Genomic DNA, 26,322 nt, shown 5'->3' on the forward strand with positions numbered 1-26,322 from the left:
ATAGGATCAAAATAATTAGCAGTGAAGGAAAGGTGAAAGTAATGTTAATTAATGATCAAACGACTTACGCAGCTGAATATGATGTGGTTGTCCTAGGTTTCGGTGGAGCTGGCGCAACAGCGGCTCGCTTTGCTAGTGATGCGGGGGCTAGGGTTCTCTTGGTTGATTCTGCGCCTAATGGTTATGAAGGGGGCAATACCCGTTATTGTGCTCAACTGATAGGGTCGGCGGATAATAAGGAAGCCATGCATAAGTACTATGATGAACTGATGGCTGGCATGGACTTAGATGAAGAAGTCAAAGAAACCTATATTGATGGCCTAGTCAATATGGAAGACTATGTTCGTGACTATTTGGACGTCGAACCCTATAGTATCAAAGATCACTTTGACAAGTTTCCACTAGAATCTGCCGTGTATGAATACCCTGAATTTGAAGGAGTCGAAACTTATAACTTTATAACCGTCCATGAAGGGATCTTTGACGCTGCCTTGTGGAAAGTTTTACGACAAAAAGTAATCGACCGCTCTGACTCCATCGATGTATGGTTTGAGTCACCCGCCCAACATCTCCTCCAAGCCCCAAGGACTAGAGCGATTGTTGGTGTTCAAATTGAACGTCAAGGTGAAGGAATTAACGTTGCAGCCAAAAATGGGGTGGTTTTATCTGTTGGTGGCTTTGAAAATAATCCTCAAATGATTAAAGATTATCTTAATGAAAGTCGTCTGGCTCCCTTAGGCGGCTTATATAACCAAGGACATGGGGTTACCATGGCACTTGAAGTTGGTGCTGACCTCTGGCATATGGCTAATTATGAGTCATTGGGGATGTATCATGGAGCCGCCTTTGATGTGCCAGCTGGTGAACGGGCGACTCTACATGCCTTTGGAACCCAACCTTTAACCCATGGTAGCATCCTAGTTATTGGGGATGACGGATCACGTTACTTCAAAGAAGATGAAGCCAACCGCCATGGACATATCTATAATCACGGCATTTGGCGGGTGCCTCAAAGCCAAGCAAGGCCCTATATTATTTTTGACCATAAGAAGTATGAAGAGTTAAGTCAAGCGGATGGTCTCTTTGTGGATTACGCTAAAAAGGCGGTAAAAGCTGATAGCCTAGCTGAATTGGCCCAAGCACTTGACTTGGATAGTCAAGTGTTAGAAGCCACAGTTAAGGACTTTAACCACTTTGCCGATGCAGGCGTGGACTATGCCTTTGGTCGTTCAGCCGAATCCATGACTGCTCTTGATGCGGAAGGACCATATTACGCGATTCCAATTGTCCAAACCATGCTAAATACCCAAGGGGGGCCACGTCGGAATGCTAAGGCTGAGATTTTAGATAGCCATGATCAAGTCATTCCTAATCTTTACGGAGCTGGTGAACTGGGTGGGATCACTCCAGGAATGTACCAAGGCGGGATGAATATTGCTGAATGCTTGATCTTTGGTAAGATTGCGGGTGAAAATGCTGCCCAAGAAAAGGAGAAATCGACAAGTCAGCTGACAGATTCAGTTGTTGTAGGAAACAAAGTCGATCTGCAAAGTGACTTAGAGAGGGGAGTGGCTACTAAAGACCTGCAATTAGAGGATAATCAATACCTGGGGACAAGCCATTCCGGCATGGGGGATGAGTTAAACGTGGTAGTTACCCTGGACAGGGATCAATTAAGAGAAATCACTGTCTTAGACCATAATGAAAGTGAGCAACAGGGTCATACCGTCTTCTATGAATTGCCTCAAGCCATGATTGCCGCGAATTCAACCGATGTTGATGCTATTTCTGGCGCTACCCTAAGTTCCGAGGCCCTCAAAGAAGCTGTAGCCGATGCCATTGCTAAGAGTAAGCAATAAATAAGTTAATCATCAAATATATATAGACAAGTTAAAGGCCTAGTTTAACTCTGGGTCTTTATTTTGTTTATATGTGCAATAAGTCTCTTTTGCTTGCTTAAATGATAACGTTTTTATAATAATTTCATATGTTATTGCAAAAAAAGTTGTGTTATTATGAAAATTGATTAATAGGCCTATTTTTCAGGCTTATTTGGAATGTTCATATATCGTTATAAGTTCATGTGAATAACTTTAAAGACAACTTTTAAGGAAAGAAATTATATGACAGATAATTTTGATAACAAAAGAAGATCTCATCGTGACCGGCCCTCTACCCGTGAAGACTATCGGTCCCAAGTAGAGCAGCCGAAAAAACTCCGGATTTGGTATGGTGACCCCAATAAGTTGGACTTTATATATAGTGAGTTGGCCTTTGGCCAGCTCTTTTTTGTTGCTTACAGTTCTTGCTTATTTCTTGCCGACACATTTACTCAGAAATTTAAACTTGTCAAGAGGAAGAGCGTAGCGGCTCTTGATAAGTTTAAAGTTTATGTGTAATCATTAAGCGGCGAAAGAAGCGTGATGAAGACGAAATTCTATAGGACTCCTAAAATCTAATTTTTCTTTGATTCTTTCACCATTGTAATAGATTATAAAATCTTCAATCGCTTGTGCTAATTCTTCAAAGGAATGATAAGTCCGACCATAGTAGACTTCTTGTTTTAGTAGACTAAAGAAATTCTCCATTGGCGAATTATCTAAGCAATTTCCTTTACGAGACATACTTTGAAAAATTCGGTGATCCTTCAAGAGCCGGGTGTAACTTTTCATTTGATAGGCCCAGCCCTGATCAGAATGAAAGGTTCTTCTGTATGGACATAATTTACTTGCTTCAATGGCAGCTTGTAGCCCCTCCAACATGCTTTGTCCATTAGGCTGATGTGTTATCTTAAAAGAAATAATTTCTCGATTAAATAGATCCATGTAAGGATCTAAATAGAGTTTTCCAGTTTGATAATTCCCAGAATCATCGGCATAGTAGTATTTAAATTCTGTTGTGTCTGTTGTTATTTTTTGATAAGGAATGGTCGAATCAAACCGCCGGTTGATACGATTTGGCGCTATCTCTCCAATCGTTCCTTTGTAGGAATTATATTTTCTTGTCTTTCTAGTATAGCTAGTGACCTGTATCCCCATAATTTTCATTAGGCGTTGAACTTTGTTTTTACTGACCTTATAACCACGGGAAAGCAGTTCAGCTCGCATTCTTCGATAACCATAATCCTTATGGGTTTCTCTGATGTCTTTCATTTCCTCTTTTAAATCGGCATCCTTATCAATTTCCTCATCTTTATTTTTCCAATAAAAGTAGGTCGATTTAGGAAACTTTAAAACGCTAAGAATATCTTTTAAAGCATATTTTTCATCATGGAGACGTGTGATTTCGGTCACTATTTCTTCTTTTCTCGCTTGACTCTTTGAGCCACACGTCTCCTCAATCCTTTTAAAAATTTGTTCTCAATTTCTAAATCCGTAATCCGTTGTTCAAGTTCCTTTATTTTTGCTTCACTTAACTGATTGGTTTCGCTGCTATCCTTTATTTGATTGATTTGTGATTTCTTTTTAGACACTTTAGGTGGCCTTCCTTTCCTCGCGGAAAGGCCATCAAGTCCTCTTTCATGATAAGCTCTTCGCCAATTAGCGATTAGACTTGGATTATTCATGTTTAATGAATTGGCCAATTCGCGATAACTCATTTCCGTACTTTCATACAATTCTATCGCATTTAATTTGAATTCAACAGTATAAACCTGTTGAGTCCGCCTTTTCTTTAAACCATCTACACCAAATTCATAATAGTTATTAACCCACCTTCGTAAAATAGAAGGATCTATTCCTGCTTTATTAGCTAAGGTTCGATAACTTCCTTTTTTCGCAATATAGTCTCCTACTAAATTCAGTTTAAATTCTAATGAATATTTAGACATAAAAATAACCCCCAAAAGTTGAATTCTTAGTCCAACTTTTGGGGGTCACTACATGGCCCTGGGTCCTGGGTGTTTTATTAGTCCTTCTTTGTATCGGGGGCTGGATTGCCTTCAAGGCTTATAGTGATGTCAAAGAAACCTCTGACCAAATGTACCAAGCGGCTGACTATAAGTCTAAGCGGAAGGGTCAGGTCGATTTAAATCAAGGTGACCAAGCTTTTTCAGTTCTACTGATGGGGATTGATACCGGTTCCCTAGGTCGAACGGAACAAGGCCGGTCCGATACCATGATGGTGATGACCGTTAACCCCAAGACCCAACAAACGACCTTGCTTTCCATTCCTCGGGATACCTATACTACCATCCTGCCAAGTGGCAACAAAGACAAGATCAACCATGCCTATGCTTACGGCGGAGCAGGGGGAGCGGTCGAAACCGTGCAAAACCTGCTCGATATACCTATTGACTATTATGTCTCTGTCAACATGCAGGGCTTGGAAGACATGATCAATGTCCTAGGAGGAGTAACGGTAACGCCACCGATCAGCTTTACTGAAGATGGCCACCAATTTGTTCAAGGACAGCCGTCGACTTTAAATGGTGAAGCCGCCTTAGCCTATGTTCGTAACCGCTATGATGATCCGGAAGGGGACTATGGCCGCCAAGCCCGGCAACGGCAAGTGATCCTGGCCTGCCTCAAGGAAGCAGCTTCCTTATCCTCCCTGCCTAATTATCAAGAAATCTTAAATACGATCGGTAATAATATCCAAACCAACTTGGCCTTTTCGGATATGAAGGACCTCTTCACCAATTATCGTGATGGGGCTAACCATATTAACCAGGCCCAATTAAAAGGCTCGGGTCAAATGATAGACGGGGTCTACTATGAAATTATCCCCGAAGCCAATATTCAAGAAGCTTCAAGCAAGCTCAAAGCAGAATTAAATCTCTAACACTAATAGTTACCAGCCAAATAGCGCTCTAATCCAGCGCTATTTCCATGCATAAAACAATAAATTAGGAAAGGTCGTGTTGATTAGCGATGGAAGAAGAAATTAGTTTATTAGATCTCTGGCAGATCATCAAAGAGCATATTTATGTCATCTTTATCAGTAGTTTGGTAGGAGTTCTCTTAGCAGCGGCCTATGCCTTTGTCTTAGCTACCCCCATCTACCAGTCCTCTACCGAGATCTTAGTTAACCAAAGCGAGAGTAAGGGGCAAAACAATACCCTCAACCAAGATATTAACGCTTCCCTGCAATTAATTAATACTTATTCTGATGTCATTCGTAATGAAGTGGTCCTGAGTCCGGTCATTGACCAACTTAACTTACAGGAAAATCCTGACCAACTCCGGGAAAAGATTTCAGTGGAAAGTAAGAACAATTCCCAGGTCTTTTCCATTATTGTTAACGACCCTAACCCTGAACGCGCAGCGACCATCGCTAACACCACAGCTGAAGTCTTCCAAAAGGCTATCCGCAAGATGATGAATATCGATAATGTGTCCATCATTTCTAAGGCTCAAGCCTCTCATTCACCGGTTTCACCACGCAAGGGTCTGGCCCTCTTAATTGGTTTAGTTCTAGGGATGGGGGTTGGCCTAGTCATTGCCTTTATCCATGAACTCACCGATAATACGGTCAAGGATGTTGACTTCTTGACCAAAGAAATTGGCTGGAACATGCTCGGCCGGGTTAGTGAACTGTCAGAAAATGACTTGAAAGTCACTCACAAGGCCAACGAATTGCAACAAATTTACCACCCTGACCAAGACCAAGGTCAAGGCCAGCGCAAACGGGTATAAGGAGGTTATCAGCTATGTTTGGTAGAAAGAAAAAACAGAAATCAAAAAGCCAGCCGACCGTCCCGGTTTAGTGGTCGTGGATAATCCCACCTCAGCTATGGCAGAACAATTCCGGACCATCCGGACCAATATCCAGTTCTCTATGTTGGACAAGGAATTAAAAACATTTAATGTGACTTCACCGGGACCCGCTTCGGGAAAGTCCTTCTTATCGGCTAATATCGCAGCTGCCTTTGCTAGTGATGATAAGCGGGTGCTCTTATTGGATGCCGATATGCGTAAACCCACCGTTCATAAGACTTTTGGCGTGCCTAACGATCGGGGCCTAACTAACCTTCTAACCGATAGTCGGCTGGAAATCCACCAAGTGATTAAGAAATCCTATGTACCGAACTTATTCTACTTAACCTGTGGCGCTATTCCACCTAATCCTTCAGAGCTCTTAGCTTCCAAACGGATGCAGGAATTGATGGATCAATTGCGCAATGTCTTTGACATCATTGTCTTGGACTGCCCACCAGTCCTGGCCGCTACCGATGCCCAAGTGGTATCCGCCCGGGTTGACGGGACGGTGGTTGTGGTGCCGTACGGCCAATGTACTAAGGATGAAGTTAAGGAAAGCCAGGCCCTACTAGACAAGGTCAACACCAATGTGCTTGGAGTCATTATGAACCGGACCGAAAGAACTGAAGACTACTATTACTACTACGAGTAAGAATAAATCGAGAAGGAGTAAAGCTCTGTGATTGATTTACACTGTCATATCTTAATGGGTCTGGATGATGGCCCCAAGCAAATCGAAGATTCCCTAGCCCTAGCTAGGCAGGCCCAAGACCAGGGTGTGACTCATATTGTCTGCACGCCCCACCATATGAACCGGTCCTGGATGAATCCTCGGCCCAAGGTGGTTCAAGCTGTCCAAGAATTTCAAGCGGTCTTAGACCAGGAAGGAATAGATATCACACTCTTTCCCGGTCAAGAACTTCGTCTCCATGGAGAAATCCTAGAAAACATTAAAAAGGGCGAGATTTGTTTCTTTGATGAATTTGGCAAGTATGTATTGATTGAATTTCCCACAGGCGGAGTACCCCAGTATACCGATCGAGTCTTCTATGAATTAGCTATCCAGGGCATTCGCCCAGTCATTGCCCATCCGGAACGCAACAAGGCTATTCAAAAGGATCCCGAGATCTTAAAAGGCTTGGTAGAAAAGGGAGCTCTAGGCCAAGTCACAGCGGCTAGCTTGAACGGTAAACTCGGTCGTCAAGTCAAGCGACTGTCCTTGGACCTGATTGAAGCCAATCTCATCCATGTGGTGGCTTCCGATGCCCACCATCCTAAACGCAGGCCCTTTGATTTGGCTCCGGCCTATGACCAAGTGGAAAAGCACTTCGGTAAGGAAGTCCGCCAGGCCTTTGACCAGCGGGCGCGAGACTTGGTTAATGGCGATCCCATTGCTATCGGTGAGGTGAAATCAGTTGGGAAGAAGAAGTTTTTGGGTTTGTTTTCGTAAACGTCAACATGTAAAGGATTAATAAAGATGGAAGGTTTTAGTGAATGAAATTAACCCGCAGAAGGAAGCAGGCAACGATCATCTTAAGTGATGCCCTGAGTGTCTTACTAAGTGCGAGCTTGTCGGTATACTTGATCAAGTTCTACGTCCATAACAATTTATTCCAATACGTAACCATTGCCAGCATCTACCTACTGGTCTATTTATTAGTTTCTTTTAAGCAGCATAGCTTTTCTGGTATTATTCGTTTCTTTAACTTCTCGGATGCTAGACAGTTGGTCCTAGGAAATGTCATTGCCGGTGTCATCGCCTTTATCTGTGGCACCATGGTCTTCAGCCGAGTAAGCAACCGCTACAGTTTCCTCTTATTATTCTTTTCGACGGCCTTTATGCTATTGGCACGGATGTTATGGCGGACTTATGTCGATGAAAAGAACCATGTCAGATCTAAGAGCGATAATAATGCGCCTCGCTTATTATTAGTTGGGGCTGGGGATGCCGGCAACTTATTCATCGAAAGTTTTGCTAAGGCTGGCGATCGCTTTACTATTGTGGGTTTGGTGGATGACGATCCTAATAAACAGGGCGTTTACTTACGGGGGTATCCTGTTCTTGGACCAATCGACCAAATCCCTCAAATCATTGATGCCAAACGGGTGGACCAAATTACCATTACCGCACCATCCCTCCCTTCAGAAAAGGTGGAAGAAGTCATTCGCCTAGCTAACGAAAAGGATATTTCAGTCAAGCAAATGCCAGAAGTGGAACGAGTTATGGCCGGTGACTTACAAGTGGCAATGCGGGACATTGAAATCAATGACCTCCTCGGTCGGGAAGAAGTTGAACTCGATGACCAAGCAGCTATCGATACTATTGGTGGAAAAACCATCCTAGTCACTGGAGCAGGGGGATCAATCGGTTCAGAAATCTGCCGACAACTCTTGAAATTTGGACCTGCTAAGTTACTCTTACTGGGACACGGAGAGAATTCCATCTATCTTATTGATCGGGAACTTAACCAGCTCAACCAAAGTGGGGTTCAAATTGTTCCCATTATTGCCGATATTCAAGACCGTGACCACATTAACGACTTAGTCAAATTTTACCAACCTAATATTATCTACCACGCCGCAGCCCATAAGCATGTGCCCTTGATGGAATATAATCCGACTGAAGCGGTTAAGAATAATATCTACGGAACCTATAATGTGGCCCGGGCTGCGGAAGAAAATGGAGTGGAACGCTTTGTCATGATTTCCACTGATAAGGCCAATAATCCGCCCAATGTCATGGGGGCAACCAAACGGATTGCCGAAATGATTGTGACCGGCCTCAATGAAAACAGTCAATGTACCTTCTCTGCCGTACGTTTCGGGAATGTCTTAGGTAGCCGGGGCTCCGTGATCCCGCTCTTCAAGAAACAAATTGCGGCTGGAGGGCCAGTGACCGTCACCCATCCGGACATGCGGCGCTACTTCATGACTATTCCTGAAGCTAGTCGACTAGTTATTCAAGCCAGCTCTTTAGCTGAAGGTGGGGAACTATTCATCCTCAACATGGGTAAGGAAGTCTACATCAAGGATCTAGCTCGTAAAATGATCACCCTTAGTGGTTACAGTGAAGATGAAATTGAGATCAAATACGTGGGCATGCGTCCAGGGGAGAAACTCTATGAAACCCTGCTCCTGGATGATGAAACCACTGACCGCCAAGTAGACGACAAGATTTTCGTGGGTAAGGTTCATAATAAGAGCTTGAAGGAAATTAGAAGCTTTGTGGAAGGTTTAGACCTCAGTGGTCATGATGATAAGTTAAGTGAGAAGTTAACCACCTTTGTTCATCGGAATGTGGAAGTGGAGTAAATATAAAGGAGAAAGTAATGTATATAAAAGTAAAAAGACTTATTGATTTTATACTAGCGCTTATTGCCCTAATCATACTTTCTCCTCTATTTTTATTGATAGCACTCTGGATAAAACTGGACTCCAAAGGCCCAGTTTTCTTTAAACAAAAGCGCATTGGTAAAAATAGAGATTTTTTTTATATTTACAAGTTTCGCTCCATGCTGTCTGAAACACCAGCCGATATGCCGACGCATTTATTAAAAGATCCTGCAGCCTTTATCACTAAGCCGGGAGCCTTCTTAAGAAAAACGAGTTTGGATGAACTCCCCCAATTAATTAATATCTTAAAAGGCGAGATGGCTTTTATTGGTCCTCGTCCCGCTCTCTGGAACCAAGATGACCTGGCGGATGAACGGGATAAATACGGAGCTAACGATATTCTCCCGGGATTAAGCGGTTGGGCGCAAATCAATGGTCGTGATGAACTTCCTATTGATGTAAAGGCTCGCCTTGATGGACAATATGTGGAGAATATGGGGCCAATGATGGATATAAAATGTTTCTTTGGGACTATTGTTAGTGTCATTCGTCATGAAGGAGTTGTTGAAGGCGGAACTGGAGCTATTGAAAAGGCCAAGCAAGAGTTGGAGGAAGAAGATAAATGAAGAAAATCCTAATTACAGGAAAACATTCTTATATCGGTAACCAATTTTCCCAGTGGTTGGCACAGTGGCCAGAAGACTATAAAGTAGTTAAAGAGAGCCTCAGAGACGGTACTTGGCGGCAAAGTGACTGGTCAAATTATGATGTTATATTGCATGTAGCTGGCATTGCTCATAATTCTTCGGATCCTAAGTTGGAAGACTTATATTATGAAGTCAACCGAGACCTAACTATAGAAGCTGCAAAGAAGGCAAAAGCAGAAGGTGTCGGACAATTTATCTTTATGAGTTCCATTATCGTTTTTGGTTCTAAGGTAAGTAAAATTACAAAAGACACGCCAACCAATCCCGATAATTTCTATGGGGATAGTAAATTACAAGCAGAAGCAGGCTTAGGAGAATTAGCTGACGACCAGTTTAAAGTTGCCATTGTCCGTCCTCCCATGGTTTATGGACCAGGATCGAAGGGGAATTTTCCTAAATTATCAAAACTTGCTCAAAAAACACCAATCTTTCCTAATTATGCAAATAAAAGAAGTATGCTGTTTATCGATAATTTATCAGCAGCATTAACTCAAATTATTGATGAAGAATTGATAGGCAATTTCTATCCACAAAATGAGGAATATGTAGCTACTAGTCAAATGGTAAAAGAGATTGCTGATGTTCATAATCATCAACTTGCTTTGGTTAAAGGCTTAACACCTTTTGTTCGTATTGCTTTACCAATTAAAGTTATTAATAAGGTATTTGGAGATTTATATTACGATAAAGATCTATCAGACAACTTAAATAACGTTGTTAAATGTTTTAGAAGAACAATTGAAATAACGGAAGAAGGTTATTGATGAAAAAGGCACTAATGTACGCTTCGGTAGCTTCAATGATTGATTTATTTAATATGAATAACATCAAAATTCTTCAAGAACTAGGCTATCAAGTGGATGTAGCCTGTAATTTTGAAGAAGGAAGTATAACCTCTGATGAACGTGTTAAAGAATTTAAAAAAGAACTTGAAGATAGTGGAATAGAGTGTTTTCAAATACCAATTCCTCGTAAAATATCACGTCTTAAAGAGATAAAAAAATCCTATCAATTAACAAAACAGTTAGCTGATAGGGATTACGATTTAGTTCATTGTCACTCACCTATTGGATCGGTGATTTGTCGCTATGCTTTTCGTAAAAGCCCAGCGCGTATGATTTATACCGCTCATGGTTTTCACTTCTTTAAGGGTGCGCCACTAAAGAATTGGCTCATCTTCTATCCGGTTGAACGTTGTATGGCCTGGTATACAGATACCTTGATTACGATTAATCAGGAAGATTATGAATGTGCGGAGAAGTTTAAAGTTAAAAGTGAAGTTTTAAAAATTAATGGCATTGGAATAGATACCTCAAAATTTAAACAAAAAGGTTTTGGCAATAGAGATTCAGAGCTAGCTAAGGAATTACAAATAAAAGTTGATTCGATTGTGTTAGCAAGTGTCGGTCAATTATCAGTTCGTAAAAATCATTCAGTTATAATTCAAGCGCTATCGAAGCTAAAAAATAAAGACATAAAATATCTAATCATTGGTCAAGGTGAATTAAGAGAAGAACTTACCCAACTAATAAAAAGAGAACACCTAGAAGAACAAGTATCGCTCTTAGGTTATCGTTCTGATGTTGATAAAATACTTCAGCTAACAGACATTTTTGCCTTTCCTTCTTTACAAGAGGGGTTACCTGTTTCATTAATGGAAGCAATGGGGACCGGACTTCCTTGTATTGCCTCTGATATAAGGGGAAATTCAGATTTAATAGACCATAATTTGGGCGGATATTTGTGTAATAATACAGTAGAAGAATATGTAAAAGGAATAAAGTCATTGAGTGATGATAAAGACAAACGACTATCGTTTGGAAAATATAACTTAAAAAAATTGAAAAGTTTGATAAAAACATAATCAATCAAGAAATGAAACGAATATATAGTTAATAACGAGAGTAGAAAGGAGGAAATAATGAGGATTGTTTTTTTAAGAAGTAATGCTGTGAATCCAGATTCAAGGGTTGAGAAAGAAGTAGCTAGCCTATTAAAAGGAGGCCATGAGGTTTCTATTTTGGCTTGGGATAGAGAATCTGAGATTGATAGTGCAGATACTTTAAAATTTAACCAATTTAATGCTCCAATTTACAGATTTGGTATTAAATCAGAATTTGGAGCAGGGTTTAAAAAAATATTTTACCTCTTTCAAAATTTCAGAAATGTATGCTTAACTGGCTATCAAAGAACAAAGATAAGTATGATGCCATTCATGCGTGCGATTTTGATACAGCGTTCGTTGGCTATATTTGTGCTAAACGTTTCTCTAAAAAGTTTGTTTATGATATTTTCGATTATTATGTGGACGCATTTAATGTGCCTAATAAATTGAAATCATTAATAGCAAAAATAGATCATCACATTATTAATAATGCAGATGCTGTTATAATTTGCACTGAAAAAAGAAAAGAACAAATTAGAGGGACTAAGCCTAAATATTTAGAAGTGATTCACAATACGCCAGATAGTCGTTTAAATTTGAATGAAAGTTTTCTAAAGAAAGGCAGTAATGATCGTTATTCATTATGCTATGTAGGTGTTTTACAAGATGGAAGGTTTTTAAAAGAAATCGCAAATATTATTTCAAAGCACCGAAATGTTGAACTACATATTGGTGGATTTGGCAAACTAGAAGCTGATCTTACTGCTTTATCAAAGAAATATGAAAATATTTATTTTTATGGAAAATTGGCTTATAGTGATACATTATCCTTAGAAAAGCAATGCGATTTATTATTTGCTCTTTATGAGCCTACTATTCCTAATCATATATATTCAGCTCCTAATAAATTTTATGAAGCTCTTATGTTAGGGAAACCAATATTGATGTTTGAAGGAACAGGTTTCGATAGTATCATTAATCAATTTTCAGTAGGGAAAACGGCGGAATATTCATATGAAGCAGTTGAAAATATAGTCTTAGGTTTCTCAAATGGAGCTGTGCCTAGGCAATTTATACCAAAGGAAATTCAAGAAATATACAATAAACATTTTAGCTGGAATGTGATGGAAGAAAGATTATTAAAATTATATTCGAATATTATAGAGGGTGAGCAAAGTGATTAATATAAAAAAATTATTCTATTTTTCTATGCCTTTTATATCCTTTACACCCCAAATTTTAGTTTTATTAGCTCTTTATTTTCACCATCAATTGTGCTTTTTCTTTTAAGTATAACGAATATAATATTATTGAATCGAAAATTACTGAGTTTTGTTAAAAAGATGAAAGTAGAACATCTCTTTATAAGTTTTATCGCTTTGGCAGCTTATATTAGTATTGTAAATTATCTTAATGGTTTTTACATATTTGATTATGTTTCAAATATCGTAATGTGCTACAACTTAATAAATTATATTTCTTTATTTATATGGTATGAAAAAGTATATCAAAACAATAAATTCTTAGAATATATAATATTTATAGGATTAACCCAGGCGGTCATTTCATCACTAATGGTTTTAATACCTGGATTCAAAGAATTTGCTAACATGTTATATATTGAAGGAGAAAATCCCAGCCTCAATTTATTAGGTATTACCAACCATCGAATTTATGGGATTGGAAGTGGATATACGGTTGCCCTACCATTCATTCAAAGTTTTATGGGAATATTATCGCTATATATTGTTGATAAAAATATGAACATGAAGTATTTATTCTATTCTCTATTCTTAGCGTGGAGTTCTCTGTTGAATAATAGAACAGGCTTTATTATTTATGTAGTGGTCCTTCTTATATTTGTATTAAAAAAGTTATTTAATCGGATATCGTTAAATGCACTATTAATGACCTTCCTCATCTTATCTCTCCTTATTTTAGTGCCAAGATTTTTCCAAGATAGTGATAAATTTCAATGGTTAACGACATCCATAGATGATGTCTTTAGTTATATCCTTCATGGTGATCGAAGTGAGTATACACAGTCGTTAACACAAGATTTTCTGAAGTTTCCTCAAGGGCTTTCAATGATATTTGGTACTGGTCATAGGGCCTTTGGCGAAAAGGCTAGATATTTTTTAGGGTTTAATTCAGATATTGGTTACGTTAATGACCTGTTTAAAGGTGGATTGATATATGTAATTATCTTATATTCTACATTATTTATTAATCTTTTCAGAAGAGTCTCAAACAGATTTTTGCTTGTCTCTATTACTATATTTTTGATACTGGCTAATTATAAGGGGGAAATAATCAATGGATCAGCTGTAATGATGCTCGCTATAATTATTTCAATATCTTTCACATACTATTCGAATAGGTGGAAGGAGGCTTAAAATTGATTGCATTTATAGGTGATTTTCATTCTAACGATGGTGTAGCTAATGCAAATAAGAATATAAAAAACGGAATCATTGAGTCAAAGATAAAAAATCAATTTCTTTTTTCTAAAGAAACTCATCCTATCAAGCGAATTATTGAAATATTTAAATTAGTGTATAACACTGAAAAAATTTGCTTTTCTGGAATTACTAAGGTGAATATTTTAATTATTATGCTTGCAAAAATTTTCAATAAAAAATTTACTATCTACTTCATGGCTATCCAGCGTATGAACAATCAATTGAAGGCGTTCTTTCCCCAAAAAATTAAAGCAATTAAAAAAAATGAATTAAGAAAGTATCAAGTAGTTGATGGAATTATTTGTGTGTCTGAGACATGTGCTGAGTATATAAAAAAAGAATTACCACGACTAAGTGATAAGATTTTTTATATAAATAATCCCATTGATACTAGTCATTGGAAGAAAGAAAAAAATAATAATAGAGATAGGACGGCTATATGCACTACCGGCGGAGGTAGACGGATAAAAAATAATTTAACGATTGCAAAAGCTGTGTCAAAATTGAATGCCGAAGGCTATAATTTATCCTTATATGTACTGGGCTCTAATGGACCAGATACAGAATTATTGAAAGAAGAAAATAGCGTCAAATATCTTGGAAAGCATTCGCATGAAGATACAATTAAACTTTTTCAAAAACTAATATCTACATCCAAAATTCATATTTTGAAACATTCGGCCTAGCAGTACTTGAAGCGCTATTTAATGGAAATAATTTATTAATTTCTAAGAATGTTGGTGCAAGAGACGTGCTAGAAAATCTGCAAAATTCAGATGTTATAAATGATAATCAAAATATTGAGGAAATTACAGAAAAGATTAAAAATATTTTAGTGAATAGTAATAATAGAAGATTATATAATGGGTTAAATCAAGAAAAGATTTCTCCTGAAAATGTAGCCTATGATTTATATGATATTTTAAAGAGATGATAAAATGAGATTCACAATAATAATGCCAGTCTATAATGTTGAAAATTATTTAAAGCGCTCAATCAATAGCATTCTGAACCAAGATTTTCAAGATTGGGAGTTAATAATTGTTAATGACGGGTCTAAAGACAATTCAAGAGAAATTTGCGAAGAGTTTGCTAATAGAGATAATAGAATCAAACTAATTAATCAGAAGAACCAGGGATCTGGTGTAGCTAGGGAAAAAGCCTTAGAAAATGCAAAGGGAGATTATATTGTATTTATTGATCCTGATGATTTCACCGCAGATAATTCTTTGACCGAAATCAACGCTATCATTGATAATTATAAAAAACGCTTGATATTATATTTTGTGGTTATAACGAAATCACTAAAAATAAGGCTGGCAAAAATGTTACAATAGCCCATCAATATATGAATAATGTTTTATTAGAGAATCATGAAATTGCAGCATCTTTTAAATATATTGAAAGCATAAGCATTAAATCACTTTGGAATAAAGTATATGCTCGAGATTTCTTGATAAGAAATAATATATCTTTTTCAGACCAGCGTGTAGGGCAAGATGCATTATTTAATTTTAATGCTTATAAATATATTAATAACATATTTATAAGTAATAGTATTATATATAATTATGATGCAACTCGAGAAGGATCAGCAATTAAGACATTCAATAAATATAAGCATAAGTATGAATTAAATATTGCAGATGCTTTTAAAAAGTTTGTAGAAATACAAAATATTCCTAATAAAGATAAATTGATATTAAGAGAGTATTGGTATGCTTTATTTACTCAAATTTTGAATTTATCGACATCAACTTGTTCTTGGACTATCAAGGAAAAAGCGAAAAATATTTCGGATATGCTGAGTTCTCGTTATGAATATAGAAATCTTAAAAAGTTAGATTTGAATTTCTTTAATGGTCGATTTGAGCGAGTTATATATAATTTGATAATAAGGTCAAGAATTAAAATTGCTCTCTCTCTATCTAGGCTCTACTATAAAACATTTCTGGAAATATAGGAGGTAAATCACCAATGAAAAAATATTAACTGTATTTGGGACTAGGCCCGAAGCAATCAAGATGTGCCCCCTAGTAAAAGAGCTAAAAAATCAAAGAAACTTAAAACAGTTGTATGTGTTACTGGACAGCATAATGAGATGTTAACGCAAGTTCTTGAAAAATTTAATGTTAGTCCAGATTACAACTTGAAGATTATGAAAAAGAATCAAAATTTATTTGATATTACAGTTAATATTTTACAAAGAATCAGGAGTGTCTTACAAGAAGAAAAACCTGATTTGGTGCTTATTCATGGAGATACGTCTACAACATTTGTTACAGCCCTAGCTTGTTTTTATCTACAGATTCCAGTCGGTCATGTCGAAGCAGGACTGCGCACAGGGGATATTTCTTCACCTTTCCCAGAGGAATTTAATAGAAGGGCAGTTAGTTTAGTATCTAAATTTAATTTTGTTCCAACAGAACGAGCAAAACGAAACCTTTTGAAGGAAAATTTCGATTCTGATTCAATTTATATTACGGGTAATACTGTTATTGATGCTCTTAAAACAACAGTAACTGAAGATTACACTAATCAATACTTAGATTGGGCTGAAGACAGTAAATTAGTATTGCTAACAGCTCATAGGCGAGAAAATCAAGGCGAGCCTATGGAGCATATGTTTAGAGCTATTTATCGAGTATTAGATCAGAATTCAGATGTAAAAATTATTTTCCCTATTCATTTTAACCCCCGAGTAAGAGAATTAGCTAATAAATATTTTTCTGATCATGAAAGAATTAAATTAATTGATCCTTTAGACGTTTTTGATTTTCATAATTTTATGGCCAATTCTTATTTGATACTAACTGATAGTGGTGGTATTCAAGAAGAAGCCCCTAGCCTTGATGTTCCAGTATTAGTTATGAGAGATACTACAGAGCGGCCTGAGGGGATTGAGGCAGGAACTCTTAAATTGGTGGGGGTTAAAGAAGATAGTATATTCTATTATTTTGATCGTTTAATTAATGATAAAGTATATTATCAAAAAATGAAAAATGCCAAGAATCCATACGGAGATGGTAAAGCATCTCAAAGAATAGTAAAAATTATTGAAGAAAAATTGTAAATTATTTGAGGTGTATAAATGACGGAAAAAGTTTTATCTATTATTGTTCCGGTATATAATACAGAAATTTATTTAAAAGAGTGTTTGGATAGTTTACTTGATCAAGGTCTTAAGGGTTATGAGATTATTTGTATCAATGATGGTTCAACAGATAATAGCTTAGCTGTCTTAGAAGAATATCAAAAAAATAATCCAGTTATTAAAGTTTATAGTCAGACTAATAAGGGGCTTAGTGCAACTCGCAATAGAGGGTTGTCACTTAGTCAAGGAAAATATATCTATTTTATGGATAGTGATGATGTTCTAACTTCTAACTTTTTATCAAAAGCAATTGAAAAAATGATGAATCAAGATTTAGAAATTTATTCTTTTGATGCAGTAAGTTTTATTGATTGCTCAAGTGATTTGGAAAAACTGAGTGATTATGGTAGAGAAAAATCATATGGGTACTATAAGGATGGGAAAGAGTTTTTAAATGAACTATGCAGATCTAGAGAGTTTTTAAGTCCTGTTTCGCTAAATATAATTGATTCAAATCTATTAAGAAATAATGATATAAGTTTTATTGAGGGGATTCTACATGAAGATGAAGCTTTTACTGTAGAAATATTACTCTATGCCTCTCAAGTTTTTCATACCAATCAAAAGGGGTATAAGCGTCGAATTAGACAAAATTCTATTATGACGACTAAAAAACAATTAAAAATTTTAAGGGGTATTATACTGTCTTTTTGCGATTGAATGACTTACTGAAAGATTCAAGATTTAAGCAAAATGAAGGTTTAAAACTAAGAACAATCGTCTTATATGATTCTCTTCATAATATTTATCAGCAATTAGATCCTACAAGTAAATCTGTAGCTACTAAGGACTTAGATAATGCTGATAAAATCGCAAAGTATAATAACTACTATACTTTTAAAAGTTGGTTAAGACATTATAATTACTTTACAAAATTATTATTCGATTATTTGGCGAAGGTGAAATATAGTTTTTAGAATATATTAAGGTGGATTTAAGTATTGAATAAGTTAAAAGAGGGAATCATATACAATGCTGTCGGTAAGTATTCGAATGTTGTTATACAATTACTTCTCCAAGTAATTCTAGCAAGACTAATCACTCCAGCTGAATTTGGTATTGTAGCAATTGTTAATGTGTTCTTGGTTTTTTTTCAACTTTTGGCAGATTTCGGTATTGGGCCAGCAATTATTCAGAGAAAAGATATTGACCATTATGAAACGAACCAAATCTATTCGTTTTCGATTTATTTTTCTTTATCTTTAGCTATCATTTTTGCTGTTCTTGCTCAACCCATTAGTCAATTTTATAATAAACCTGAGCTTGTTCAAGCGGTTCCAGTTATGGCAATTGCCTTACTCTTTAATAGCCTATGTATGGTGCCGCAAAATTTATTGTTAAAGGAAAAACGATTTAAACGGGTTAATTTTACCCAAGTAATGGGAAGTTTATTTAACGGTATTTTTTCTGTAATCTTTGCTTTTTTGGGCTTTTCTTTTTATTCTATTATTTTTGGTAATATTGCTAGAGCACTTATTCAGTTAGTAATTTACTTATTCAGTACCAAAGTGAAATTTTCATTCAAATTTTCATTGGATCCTCTTAAAAAAATATTTCCATTTGCCAAGAATCAAATGCTTTTTAATATCATTAATTACTTTTCAAGAAATTTGGATAGTATTTTAATAGGGCGATATATGCCAGCTGATCAGTTAGGTTATTATGATAAATCTTATCAACTAACTTTATATCCTAACACGATTTTTACAGGGGTTATAACATCTGCTATTCAACCTATTTTTTCAGATTTTCAGAACGATCTCACTCAAATAAAAAATGGCTATCTGAATATATCCAAAGTATTATCTAATTTTGCTATTCCTCTAACTATCTTTTTATTCTTTTCTGCAGGAGATATTATTTATTTTCTCTATGGTGACCAATGGGGAGAGAGTATATTAGCTTTTCAAATTTTGAGTATCTCTGTTTGGATTCAGATGTTACAGTCTACAACTGGTGCATTTTTTCAATCCGCTAATCGAACTGACCTTTTATTACTTTCCGGTATATTATCAACGACGTTAAACATCATTGCTATTATTATTGGAGTATATCAAGGATCAATTTATTGGGTAGCAACAATGGTGGTCATTAGCTTTAGCTTGAATTTTATACAAACGAATTATTTAATGCTATGTAGAGCTTTTAACAGCACGATGGGCGAATTCTTTGCAGTACTAATTAAACCATTTCTTGTTGGCTTAGTAACCTTGGTTGCTTTTATTTTATTACCGACTTTAACTTTTAATCCATTTATTAACTTATGTATTAAAGGTATAGTATTCCTCCTAACCATGCTTATAGGCTTGATAATTACTAATCAATTAAAAGACTTGTGGGCAATGATAAGAGGATAAGTTACACAGGCAAGAACTTGTAAAGACTTTTTTGACCTAGTTAGTTCAATATTAGTCATATAAGAGTATTGAAATTATTTAAACGATAAGATTATAAATATTTTATAGCGTAATATTAGAAAGGATCACTATGAAAATTACAGTCACTGGTACAGGATATGTTGGTTTATCCAATGCGATTTTGTTGGCACAGCATCATCAAGTTACGGCTATTGATATTGTTCAAGACAAGGTGGATTTAATTAATGAAGGTAAGTCACCGATTGAAGATAAGGAAATTATTGATTATTTAGCCAATGCGGACCTAAATCTAAAAGCGACAACTGAACATCAAGAAGCATATCGCCAAGCGGATTTTTCCATTATTTCCACGCCAACAAACTATGATGATGAGACCAACCATTTCGATACTTCTGCGGTTGAATCAGTGATTGAGGATATTCTAGCCAGTGGCTCCAAGGCAACCATTGTGATTAAATCGACCATCCCGGTGGGTTATACGGAATCCATTCGTAAGAAATATAAAACCGATCGGATTATTTTTTCACCGGAATTCTTGCGTGAAGGGCGCGCTTTGTACGATAATTTACATCCTAGTCGGATCGTTGTGGGCTCTCACGGGGAAGCCGGGCAATGCTTTGCGGATTTATTAGTAGAAGGGGCCTTGGAGGATGATATTCCGGTTCTATTAACCCATTCTACCGAGGCTGAAGCCATTAAATTATTTGCCAATACTTACTTGGCCATGCGGGTGTCTTTCTTCAATGAGTTGGATTCTTATGCGGAGATTAAAGGGCTTAATGCAGCTGAAATTATCGATGGGATCGGTTTAGATCCACGAATTGGTTCTCACTATAACAATCCTTCCTTTGGCTATGGGGGCTACTGCTTACCCAAGGACACCAAGCAGCTGTTAGCTAACTATGAAGATGTGCCGCAAAATATCATTAGCGCTATAGTCCAAGCCAATCGGACGCGTAAGGATCATATTGCTAAGCAAGTCCTTAAACGTAATCCGCAAGTGGTGGGTATTTACCGCTTAACTATGAAGGAAGATTCGGATAATTTCCGCCAATCCGCTATTCAAGGGGTCATGAAGCGCATCATGGCAGAAGGCGTCCCGGTGATTATCTACGAGCCTGTTGCTGAGGAAGATACTTTCTATAATTGTGAAGTCTACCGCGACCTGAATCAATTTAAAGCTGACGCCGATGTGATAATCGCTAATCGCTGGGATGAAGACTTAGCGGATGTGAATGATAAGGTCTATACTCGGGATATTTATCATGAGAATTAGGTGGGCTTTGTGGAGGTTTGGTTGAAGGAAATATGGTGAAGAAGAACTCTTGCTGAGGAAGTGGGAGTTTTTTTGTAGGGTAGGGGGAACTGACGTTTGCAAACGGACAGTATTTTCGATGAAATTACCTGTTATGTATGCTAGATTTAATATTAAATGAGGTGAGAGGTCTTATGGATCAATATATAAGTATTTTAGATATGGATTCGGAACAAGCTAAAAAATTTTTCTTGGAAAGCACGAGCTATAGTACGATTCACTTACCGCCATATTTTACTTTTGATGAAGTTATTTCAAAAGCTGAAAATAAATTAAGAAAAAGTAAATTGAAAGAATTTGAAGGAAGCAAAATAAAAATAGATGATCTACCTGATGTCAATTATACTCTATTTGCTAATAAAAATGGGAAATACAGTTGGAGACCTTTAACATTAATACATCCATTAGCTTATGTTGATTTAGTGAATCTAATATGTAAAAAAGATAATTGGAGTCTAATCCTCAAAATCCTAATAAATTCTGAAGTAGAAAATATAAAATGTATGTCAATTCCCTTAAAAGCTATAAAAAATAAGCAACAATCAAAAGAGACTATTTTAAATTGGTGGAGAAATATGGAACAAACTCAAATTGCTTTATCATTAGAATATGAGTCAATGCTTAATACTGATATTACTGATTGTTATTCCTCAATATATACTCATTCTATAGAATGGGCTATTGATGGCAAGGATAATGCCAAAGAAAATAGGAAAATAAAAGGAGAAAAGAAAGGCTTGGGAAGACAAATTGATATAAAATTAAGCAATATGCAGTTTGGCCAAACCAATGGTATCCCTCAGGGCAGTGTATTGATGGATGTTATAGCTGAAGTTGTTTTAGCAGCAATCGATATAGAATTGGAAAGAGAAATTAATAAATATTTTATAGATACAAAGTCGGTTAATCGATATCGTATTTTAAGGTACCGAGATGACTATAAAGTATTTGTTAATAGTAGACAAGATGCAGAACAGATTTTAAAGATTTTAACTCAAGTCTTAATGCCATGGAATTTTAAATTATCTGAAAGGAAAACGTCTTTTTCTGATAATTTGATACTTGATTCAATAAAATCAGATAAACTTAATTGGAATAAAACTGCTGCATTATTTTCAAATAAAGCAACAAAAATCAGTATACAAAAAGAACTTCTAGAAATTCTTAATTTATCAAAAACATATCCAAATTCTGGAAGCTTATCAAAAGCGATGACTAATCTTTATAAAAATAAAATTAATTCTCTTGAAAAATTACCAGTTGACTATGAACAAATTATTGCAATTACCGTAGACCTTTTCATAAATAATCCTAGAGTTATTGAAATTGGAATTACAATTTTAAGTAAAATTTTTTCACTAATTAACACTGATAACAAAAAGATTGAAAAATTATTAGAGCAATAGATCGTAAAATAAAAAAATCATCTAACTCTGAGTATGCAGAAATATGGCTTCAAAGATTAGCAATTCCATACGGAATTCCACTTAATTATGATTCTATTTTATGTCAAAAGGTAAATGACCCTAAAATAACTATCTGGAATTCAAATTGGATTAAAGGGAAAGAAGATTCAAAAAAATATTTAAATAAAATTATTGATAAAAAGGAAATTGATAAATTAGAACTAATTATTCCTTTATCAGATGTAGATCCTTTTTATGAATAAATCTGTTTTGAAAATATTCATTTTCAGATATTAATGCAAATTCATATGAACTATGGAGGTAAAAACATGACGTTTAATTCCATTAAGGTATTTAATGACTTACCATTAAAATATGATGAATTAAGAATAGATTTTTTTACAAATGATAATAGTAAGTTTAAAGAAAAAAGGGTCAATTTAATTTATGGAAGAAATGGCGTTGGTAAAACAACATTATCGAGAACTTTAAAAAATTATAAAGATGATAAAACTGTTCTTTTTTTAGATGAAAATGATAATATTTTAGATTTTAACGAAATCTGTCCGATTCATGTATATAATGAAGACTTTATAAAAGAAAACTTTATTTTTGCTAAAGATAGCAAACTCAACGCTATTGTTATGACTGGTGAATCCGAAGAAATTGACAAACAGATTGAAAGTCATGGGGAAAATTGTTCAAAATTAAAAGATGAATTTTTAGAATTATGTGATAAGCATAAAGATATTAGAGATAAATATAATAGAATCATAAATAAAATGAAGAAAATACTTAAAGGCAGTGAAAGTTGGGCCGAGCGAGATAGTAAAATCAGAAATAAAAATGCTAAAAAAATTCTACGGTAAATGAAGAGACTGTTTTAAATTTTAAAGGTCTTTTTGATGAAATTAAAGATGAATTATATGAAAATGGAGATTTAAAAAATAATTATGGTGAGCTAGTCTCTCAAAAAATAAAAAGCCTAGATACTATTTTATCTGAGTCAATAATTGCTTTAAATAAGGCTAGAAATGAGCAAAGTCTTATTAAACTAAATTTGGAGTACCAATTTGATAATAGTATTGAAGAAAATATTAATTATTTATTGGATAGAACGTTGGAAAAAGAAAGTGATTCAAATATCGCAGATGATTTATCTAGAAAAATTATGAAAGTCTATGAAAATGAAGGAAAGAAAAACATAGACTCATCGCTTAATAAATTAAAAGACCAATTAGAGATGGAACAAAATTATTGTTCGATGTGTTATCAAGAAATTAATAACGAGTATATTCATAAGTTACAAAATAAATTAGATGAAATTATAGTAAAAGAATTAACAAATAATAAAGTAAAAAAATTTAAAGATAAAATTGAAGACAAAAAAATAGTTCAAATATCTTTTGAAAACGATTTAGAGTTGGGAGATAATTTTTATTCATATTTTCCTCAAGAGCAGCAAAAACTTAAAGAACTGATAGATGAATATAATGTATTAGTAAAATCAACAAATAATATATTGGAGGATAAAAAAGATAAGTTATATACTTCAATAAATAATGAGTTAGATGGGCAATTAAGCGAAAAATATCATGAAATACTAGATTATATAAATGAGATTAATGAGAAAATTGATGCTCATAATAAAAGTTTAACTGATCAGGATAAACTTATATTCAAAGCAACGATAGAAAATGATAAATTTACATTATATACTTATTTAAAAGAATTTTCTTCTTTTTTTGCATTATATAGTGAAGTAAGGAAAATAGATAATGAGGAGAAGAATGAGAAAAGTTCGTATAATTCTTTAAAAACGCAAATCAATAATGAAAATTTGACAATACAAAAATTAAAATCCAAAATGGAGCAAATTAACATAGCGGTAGATGAAATTAACAAAAGAATTAATTATATTACATATACTCAAGGGCAGATAAAAATTCAAGCTGAGGATCATAAGTATTATGTTTTAGTAAATAATGAGAAAATCGCTCTAGAGAAGCTTTCTACTGGTCAAAGAAATTTAATTAGTTTAAGTTACTTTTTTACAAAAATTAACGAAAATTATAGCGAAAAAGAATTTTACACAAATGAAATTTTATTGGTCTTGGATGACCCTATTTCTAGTTTTGACCATTCTAATAGGCTAGGTATTATGTCACTACTAAGATATGAAATTGGGTCTATTTTATTATCAAATGAAAAATCAAAAATTTTGGTTCAAAGTCATGATACAGGGGTAATTTTTGATTTGAAGAAAATTTTAGATGATATTGATGAAGAGCGTAAAGTTAATCATTCCAATCTTTCAAATAAAATACAATATGAAGTAAAAGAAATAAGAAATCATAAAGATAAACCTCTAATAAATTATCAACCAGAGAAAACTTATAGAAAATTAATGACAAACATTTATATGTTTGGAAATGGCGAATTTGACAATAATAAATCTCAGGCTGAACTTTCAATTGGAAATAATATAAGAAGAGTGCTAGAAGCCTTTAGCACTTTTAATTATAACAGCGGAATTACCTATCTTACTAATAATGACGAAGTCCTGAGCTTATTAGGAAGTAAAGATATTCAAATCTACTATAAAAATCTGATGAATCATTTAGTATTAAATAGTGAAAGTCACTTAAAAGAAAAGGCTGAATCTATCACAGATTATAATTATATGCCTCAATTTTCTTACAATGAAAAGCAAAAACTTGCTCGGGATACTATTTCATTTTTATATTTACTTGATAGGTTGCATGTAAAAAATAATATTATTACACTTTCTAGCAAGGGTAATATAGAAAATACCATACAAAGTTGGATTCCAAAATTTAATATATAAATAATTATTCAGTATTTTAATTGCTACAATTTGATAAAACGATTTTTTCTGGTCTGTTTATTGTAATCTAAAAAGGGGCTAAAAAGGATACTGATACAATTCCATTAGAGACAAGTAATCTTCCTAATATCAATAATTTAGTAGAAGCGTTCTATCAATTTATGATTTATACTAATACCAAATTGGAAGAAGGTGAGGAATTTGTCTAATGCATTTACTCTAAAAAAGTTATATTTTAACTGGTTGTTTAATGAGTACAAATATGAAGATATCGATTCAAAAGTAGTAAAAATAGATACACCATTTTTGGATAATAAATTTGATACTATCGTCATGTATGCTGAATTTTTAAATGAAGAAAAAATTCGACTAACCGACGATGGGTGGACGCTTAATGATTTAGAAAGTCATGGTTTGATTTTTTCAAAACAGTCAACGACTAGAAATAGGTTACTGAATAATATAGCGAATAGTCTTGGAATAGAAATTGAAGACAGTGAACTTACTGTGACAGCCACTTATGAAAAGTTTCCAATCATAAAACAACGACTTTTACAAGCGATTATGCAGGTCAATGATTTAATTGTTTTAAGAGATAATAATGTTAAACATATCTTTTATGAAGAAGTATCATCTTTTCTTGATCAGAATGGTATTTTTAATTCAAAGAAGCCTTCATTTCCAGGGAAAAGTGGGATAACCGTTCAATTTGATTTTTCTGTACCAACCAAGAAGGGCGAAAAATTAATAAGAACGATTCGAAATGGTAATGATTTAAATCGGTCTAAATTGTTAACAATGGATACGCAGTTATTAAGACATTCTAAGACAAACGCAATCTATCAGGCTATATATGATGATATAAATTATCCAATAAAAAATATGACTGATATTAAAGAATTTTTTTCTGAAAACAGTACTGCAAAAATTGTTCCTCTATTCTATTCAGAAGTTAAAAATAATCCCAGTTTAGTTGCAAACCAATAACATATTTGGCATGTCGAGATAGGCAGATAAATCTATATTTGATGATGTATTTTTTATTAGTGCGTGGATTGAAATAATTTTACTGGAACATATTTAAACCCTTTGTTTAGATAAGATTGTCATTTTTTACCTTTAACTAAAGAAAGCT

Annotated in this window: 25 protein-coding genes and 1 pseudogene; 25 read left to right on the forward strand and 1 reads right to left on the reverse strand. The window is 34.8% G+C overall.

The window, feature by feature from the left end; genetic code table 11:
* The first annotated feature begins 41 nt into the window (after positions 1-41).
* On the forward strand, positions 42-1,859 hold the full coding sequence (locus HMPREF9243_RS04050; RefSeq protein WP_013670096.1) for an FAD-binding protein: 1,818 nt from the start codon (positions 42-44) through the stop codon (positions 1,857-1,859).
* A 264-nt stretch (positions 1,860-2,123) separates the two neighbouring features.
* A complete protein-coding gene (locus HMPREF9243_RS04055) occupies positions 2,124-2,399 on the forward strand; it encodes a hypothetical protein (RefSeq protein ID WP_013669141.1) in 276 nt (91 codons plus the stop codon).
* A 3-nt stretch (positions 2,400-2,402) separates the two neighbouring features.
* Here HMPREF9243_RS04055 and HMPREF9243_RS10245 read toward each other — a convergent pair.
* Positions 2,403-3,829 (reverse strand): IS3 family transposase gene (locus HMPREF9243_RS10245; protein ID WP_101560582.1). Its coding sequence is split into 2 segments (ribosomal slippage): positions 2,403-3,319 and positions 3,319-3,829, totalling 1,428 coding nucleotides; the frame shifts between segments, so codons are not numbered across the junction.
* Between the two features lie 38 nt (positions 3,830-3,867).
* Here HMPREF9243_RS10245 and HMPREF9243_RS04070 point away from each other — a divergent pair.
* The 23 genes and pseudogenes from HMPREF9243_RS04070 to HMPREF9243_RS04175 all read left to right on the forward strand — a co-directional run bounded on the left by HMPREF9243_RS04070 (position 3,868) and on the right by HMPREF9243_RS04175 (position 26,174).
* On the forward strand, positions 3,868-4,782 hold the full coding sequence (locus tag HMPREF9243_RS04070) for an LCP family protein (protein WP_013669285.1): 915 nt from the start codon (positions 3,868-3,870) through the stop codon (positions 4,780-4,782).
* 89 nt (positions 4,783-4,871) lie between these two features.
* Positions 4,872-5,636, forward strand: coding sequence for a YveK family protein (locus tag HMPREF9243_RS04075; protein ID WP_013668517.1), 765 nt, complete (start codon positions 4,872-4,874; stop codon positions 5,634-5,636).
* A 97-nt stretch (positions 5,637-5,733) separates the two neighbouring features.
* Positions 5,734-6,351, forward strand: a complete 618-nt coding sequence (locus HMPREF9243_RS04080) for a CpsD/CapB family tyrosine-protein kinase (protein WP_081456687.1) — start codon at positions 5,734-5,736, stop codon at positions 6,349-6,351.
* Between the two features lie 27 nt (positions 6,352-6,378).
* A complete protein-coding gene (locus HMPREF9243_RS04085) occupies positions 6,379-7,149 on the forward strand; it encodes a tyrosine-protein phosphatase (protein WP_013668571.1) in 771 nt (256 codons plus the stop codon).
* A 44-nt stretch (positions 7,150-7,193) separates the two neighbouring features.
* Complete coding sequence (locus tag HMPREF9243_RS04090) at positions 7,194-9,011, forward strand: nucleoside-diphosphate sugar epimerase/dehydratase (RefSeq protein WP_013669913.1); 1,818 nt, start codon at positions 7,194-7,196, stop codon at positions 9,009-9,011.
* Between the two features lie 17 nt (positions 9,012-9,028).
* Positions 9,029-9,658, forward strand: coding sequence for a sugar transferase (locus HMPREF9243_RS04095; protein ID WP_013668954.1), 630 nt, complete (start codon positions 9,029-9,031; stop codon positions 9,656-9,658).
* On the forward strand, positions 9,655-10,503 hold the full coding sequence (locus tag HMPREF9243_RS04100; protein ID WP_013668818.1) for an NAD-dependent epimerase/dehydratase family protein: 849 nt from the start codon (positions 9,655-9,657) through the stop codon (positions 10,501-10,503). The genes HMPREF9243_RS04095 and HMPREF9243_RS04100 overlap by 4 nt, the downstream gene beginning before the upstream one ends.
* Positions 10,503-11,603 (forward strand): glycosyltransferase family 4 protein, encoded by a 1,101-nt coding sequence (locus tag HMPREF9243_RS04105; protein WP_013669731.1) that lies wholly within the window; start codon positions 10,503-10,505, stop codon positions 11,601-11,603. The genes HMPREF9243_RS04100 and HMPREF9243_RS04105 overlap by 1 nt, the downstream gene beginning before the upstream one ends.
* Before the next feature lie 57 nt (positions 11,604-11,660).
* Complete coding sequence (locus HMPREF9243_RS10605; protein ID WP_049776743.1) at positions 11,661-12,074, forward strand: hypothetical protein; 414 nt, start codon at positions 11,661-11,663, stop codon at positions 12,072-12,074.
* On the forward strand, positions 12,059-12,808 hold the full coding sequence (locus HMPREF9243_RS04110) for a glycosyltransferase (RefSeq protein ID WP_049776744.1): 750 nt from the start codon (positions 12,059-12,061) through the stop codon (positions 12,806-12,808). Before HMPREF9243_RS10605 ends, HMPREF9243_RS04110 begins: the two co-directional genes overlap by 16 nt.
* A gap of 159 nt (positions 12,809-12,967) precedes the next feature.
* On the forward strand, positions 12,968-14,020 hold the full coding sequence (locus HMPREF9243_RS04115; RefSeq protein WP_041705977.1) for a hypothetical protein: 1,053 nt from the start codon (positions 12,968-12,970) through the stop codon (positions 14,018-14,020).
* A gap of 2 nt (positions 14,021-14,022) precedes the next feature.
* Positions 14,023-14,772, forward strand: a complete 750-nt coding sequence (locus HMPREF9243_RS04120; protein ID WP_041705980.1) for a glycosyltransferase family 4 protein — start codon at positions 14,023-14,025, stop codon at positions 14,770-14,772.
* A complete protein-coding gene (locus HMPREF9243_RS10250; RefSeq protein WP_231286967.1) occupies positions 14,739-15,020 on the forward strand; it encodes a glycosyltransferase in 282 nt (93 codons plus the stop codon). Before HMPREF9243_RS04120 ends, HMPREF9243_RS10250 begins: the two co-directional genes overlap by 34 nt.
* Before the next feature lie 22 nt (positions 15,021-15,042).
* Positions 15,043-15,423, forward strand: a complete 381-nt coding sequence (locus tag HMPREF9243_RS04130; protein WP_196793338.1) for a glycosyltransferase family A protein — start codon at positions 15,043-15,045, stop codon at positions 15,421-15,423.
* Positions 15,424-15,434: 11 nt separating this feature from the next.
* Positions 15,435-16,049: a hypothetical protein gene (locus HMPREF9243_RS04135; protein ID WP_041705983.1), complete on the forward strand. Its 615-nt coding sequence runs from the start codon at positions 15,435-15,437 to the stop codon at positions 16,047-16,049.
* 61 nt (positions 16,050-16,110) lie between these two features.
* Positions 16,111-17,159: pseudogene (gene wecB / locus HMPREF9243_RS04140) on the forward strand (non-hydrolyzing UDP-N-acetylglucosamine 2-epimerase).
* Between the two features lie 18 nt (positions 17,160-17,177).
* Positions 17,178-17,900 (forward strand): glycosyltransferase, encoded by a 723-nt coding sequence (locus tag HMPREF9243_RS04145; protein WP_013668532.1) that lies wholly within the window; start codon positions 17,178-17,180, stop codon positions 17,898-17,900.
* Between the two features lie 281 nt (positions 17,901-18,181).
* Complete coding sequence (locus HMPREF9243_RS04150; RefSeq protein WP_013669730.1) at positions 18,182-19,597, forward strand: lipopolysaccharide biosynthesis protein; 1,416 nt, start codon at positions 18,182-18,184, stop codon at positions 19,595-19,597.
* 130 nt (positions 19,598-19,727) lie between these two features.
* On the forward strand, positions 19,728-20,894 hold the full coding sequence (locus HMPREF9243_RS04155) for a nucleotide sugar dehydrogenase (protein WP_013669205.1): 1,167 nt from the start codon (positions 19,728-19,730) through the stop codon (positions 20,892-20,894).
* A gap of 173 nt (positions 20,895-21,067) precedes the next feature.
* Positions 21,068-22,339, forward strand: a complete 1,272-nt coding sequence (locus tag HMPREF9243_RS04160) for an RNA-directed DNA polymerase (RefSeq protein WP_049776747.1) — start codon at positions 21,068-21,070, stop codon at positions 22,337-22,339.
* 329 nt (positions 22,340-22,668) lie between these two features.
* Positions 22,669-23,208, forward strand: a complete 540-nt coding sequence (locus tag HMPREF9243_RS04165; protein WP_041705987.1) for an AAA family ATPase — start codon at positions 22,669-22,671, stop codon at positions 23,206-23,208.
* A gap of 251 nt (positions 23,209-23,459) precedes the next feature.
* Positions 23,460-25,187, forward strand: a complete 1,728-nt coding sequence (locus HMPREF9243_RS04170) for an AAA family ATPase (RefSeq protein WP_155811974.1) — start codon at positions 23,460-23,462, stop codon at positions 25,185-25,187.
* A 192-nt stretch (positions 25,188-25,379) separates the two neighbouring features.
* Positions 25,380-26,174: a DUF1828 domain-containing protein gene (locus HMPREF9243_RS04175; protein WP_267993701.1), complete on the forward strand. Its 795-nt coding sequence runs from the start codon at positions 25,380-25,382 to the stop codon at positions 26,172-26,174.
* Positions 26,175-26,322: the final 148 nt, after the last annotated feature.

It is taken from the genome of Aerococcus sp. Group 1, from assembly GCF_000193205.1.
GTDB classification, from domain to species: domain Bacteria; phylum Bacillota; class Bacilli; order Lactobacillales; family Aerococcaceae; genus Aerococcus; species Aerococcus urinae_A.

Coding starts and splice junctions, on each gene's coding strand:
- HMPREF9243_RS04050 (WP_013670096.1), top strand. CDS start 42: ATGTTAATTAATGATCAAACGACTTACGCAGCTGAATATGATGTGGTT.
- HMPREF9243_RS04055 (WP_013669141.1), top strand. CDS start 2,124: ATGACAGATAATTTTGATAACAAAAGAAGATCTCATCGTGACCGGCCC.
- HMPREF9243_RS04075 (WP_013668517.1), top strand. CDS start 4,872: ATGGAAGAAGAAATTAGTTTATTAGATCTCTGGCAGATCATCAAAGAG.
- HMPREF9243_RS04080 (WP_081456687.1), top strand. CDS start 5,734: ATGGCAGAACAATTCCGGACCATCCGGACCAATATCCAGTTCTCTATG.
- HMPREF9243_RS04090 (WP_013669913.1), top strand. CDS start 7,194: ATGAAATTAACCCGCAGAAGGAAGCAGGCAACGATCATCTTAAGTGAT.
- HMPREF9243_RS04095 (WP_013668954.1), top strand. CDS start 9,029: ATGTATATAAAAGTAAAAAGACTTATTGATTTTATACTAGCGCTTATT.
- HMPREF9243_RS04100 (WP_013668818.1), top strand. CDS start 9,655: ATGAAGAAAATCCTAATTACAGGAAAACATTCTTATATCGGTAACCAA.
- HMPREF9243_RS04105 (WP_013669731.1), top strand. CDS start 10,503: ATGAAAAAGGCACTAATGTACGCTTCGGTAGCTTCAATGATTGATTTA.
- HMPREF9243_RS10605 (WP_049776743.1), top strand. CDS start 11,661: ATGAGGATTGTTTTTTTAAGAAGTAATGCTGTGAATCCAGATTCAAGG.
- HMPREF9243_RS04115 (WP_041705977.1), top strand. CDS start 12,968: ATGAAAGTAGAACATCTCTTTATAAGTTTTATCGCTTTGGCAGCTTAT.
- HMPREF9243_RS04130 (WP_196793338.1), top strand. CDS start 15,043: ATGCCAGTCTATAATGTTGAAAATTATTTAAAGCGCTCAATCAATAGC.
- HMPREF9243_RS04135 (WP_041705983.1), top strand. CDS start 15,435: ATGAATAATGTTTTATTAGAGAATCATGAAATTGCAGCATCTTTTAAA.
- HMPREF9243_RS04145 (WP_013668532.1), top strand. CDS start 17,178: ATGACGGAAAAAGTTTTATCTATTATTGTTCCGGTATATAATACAGAA.
- HMPREF9243_RS04155 (WP_013669205.1), top strand. CDS start 19,728: ATGAAAATTACAGTCACTGGTACAGGATATGTTGGTTTATCCAATGCG.
- HMPREF9243_RS04160 (WP_049776747.1), top strand. CDS start 21,068: ATGGATCAATATATAAGTATTTTAGATATGGATTCGGAACAAGCTAAA.
- HMPREF9243_RS04165 (WP_041705987.1), top strand. CDS start 22,669: ATGACGTTTAATTCCATTAAGGTATTTAATGACTTACCATTAAAATAT.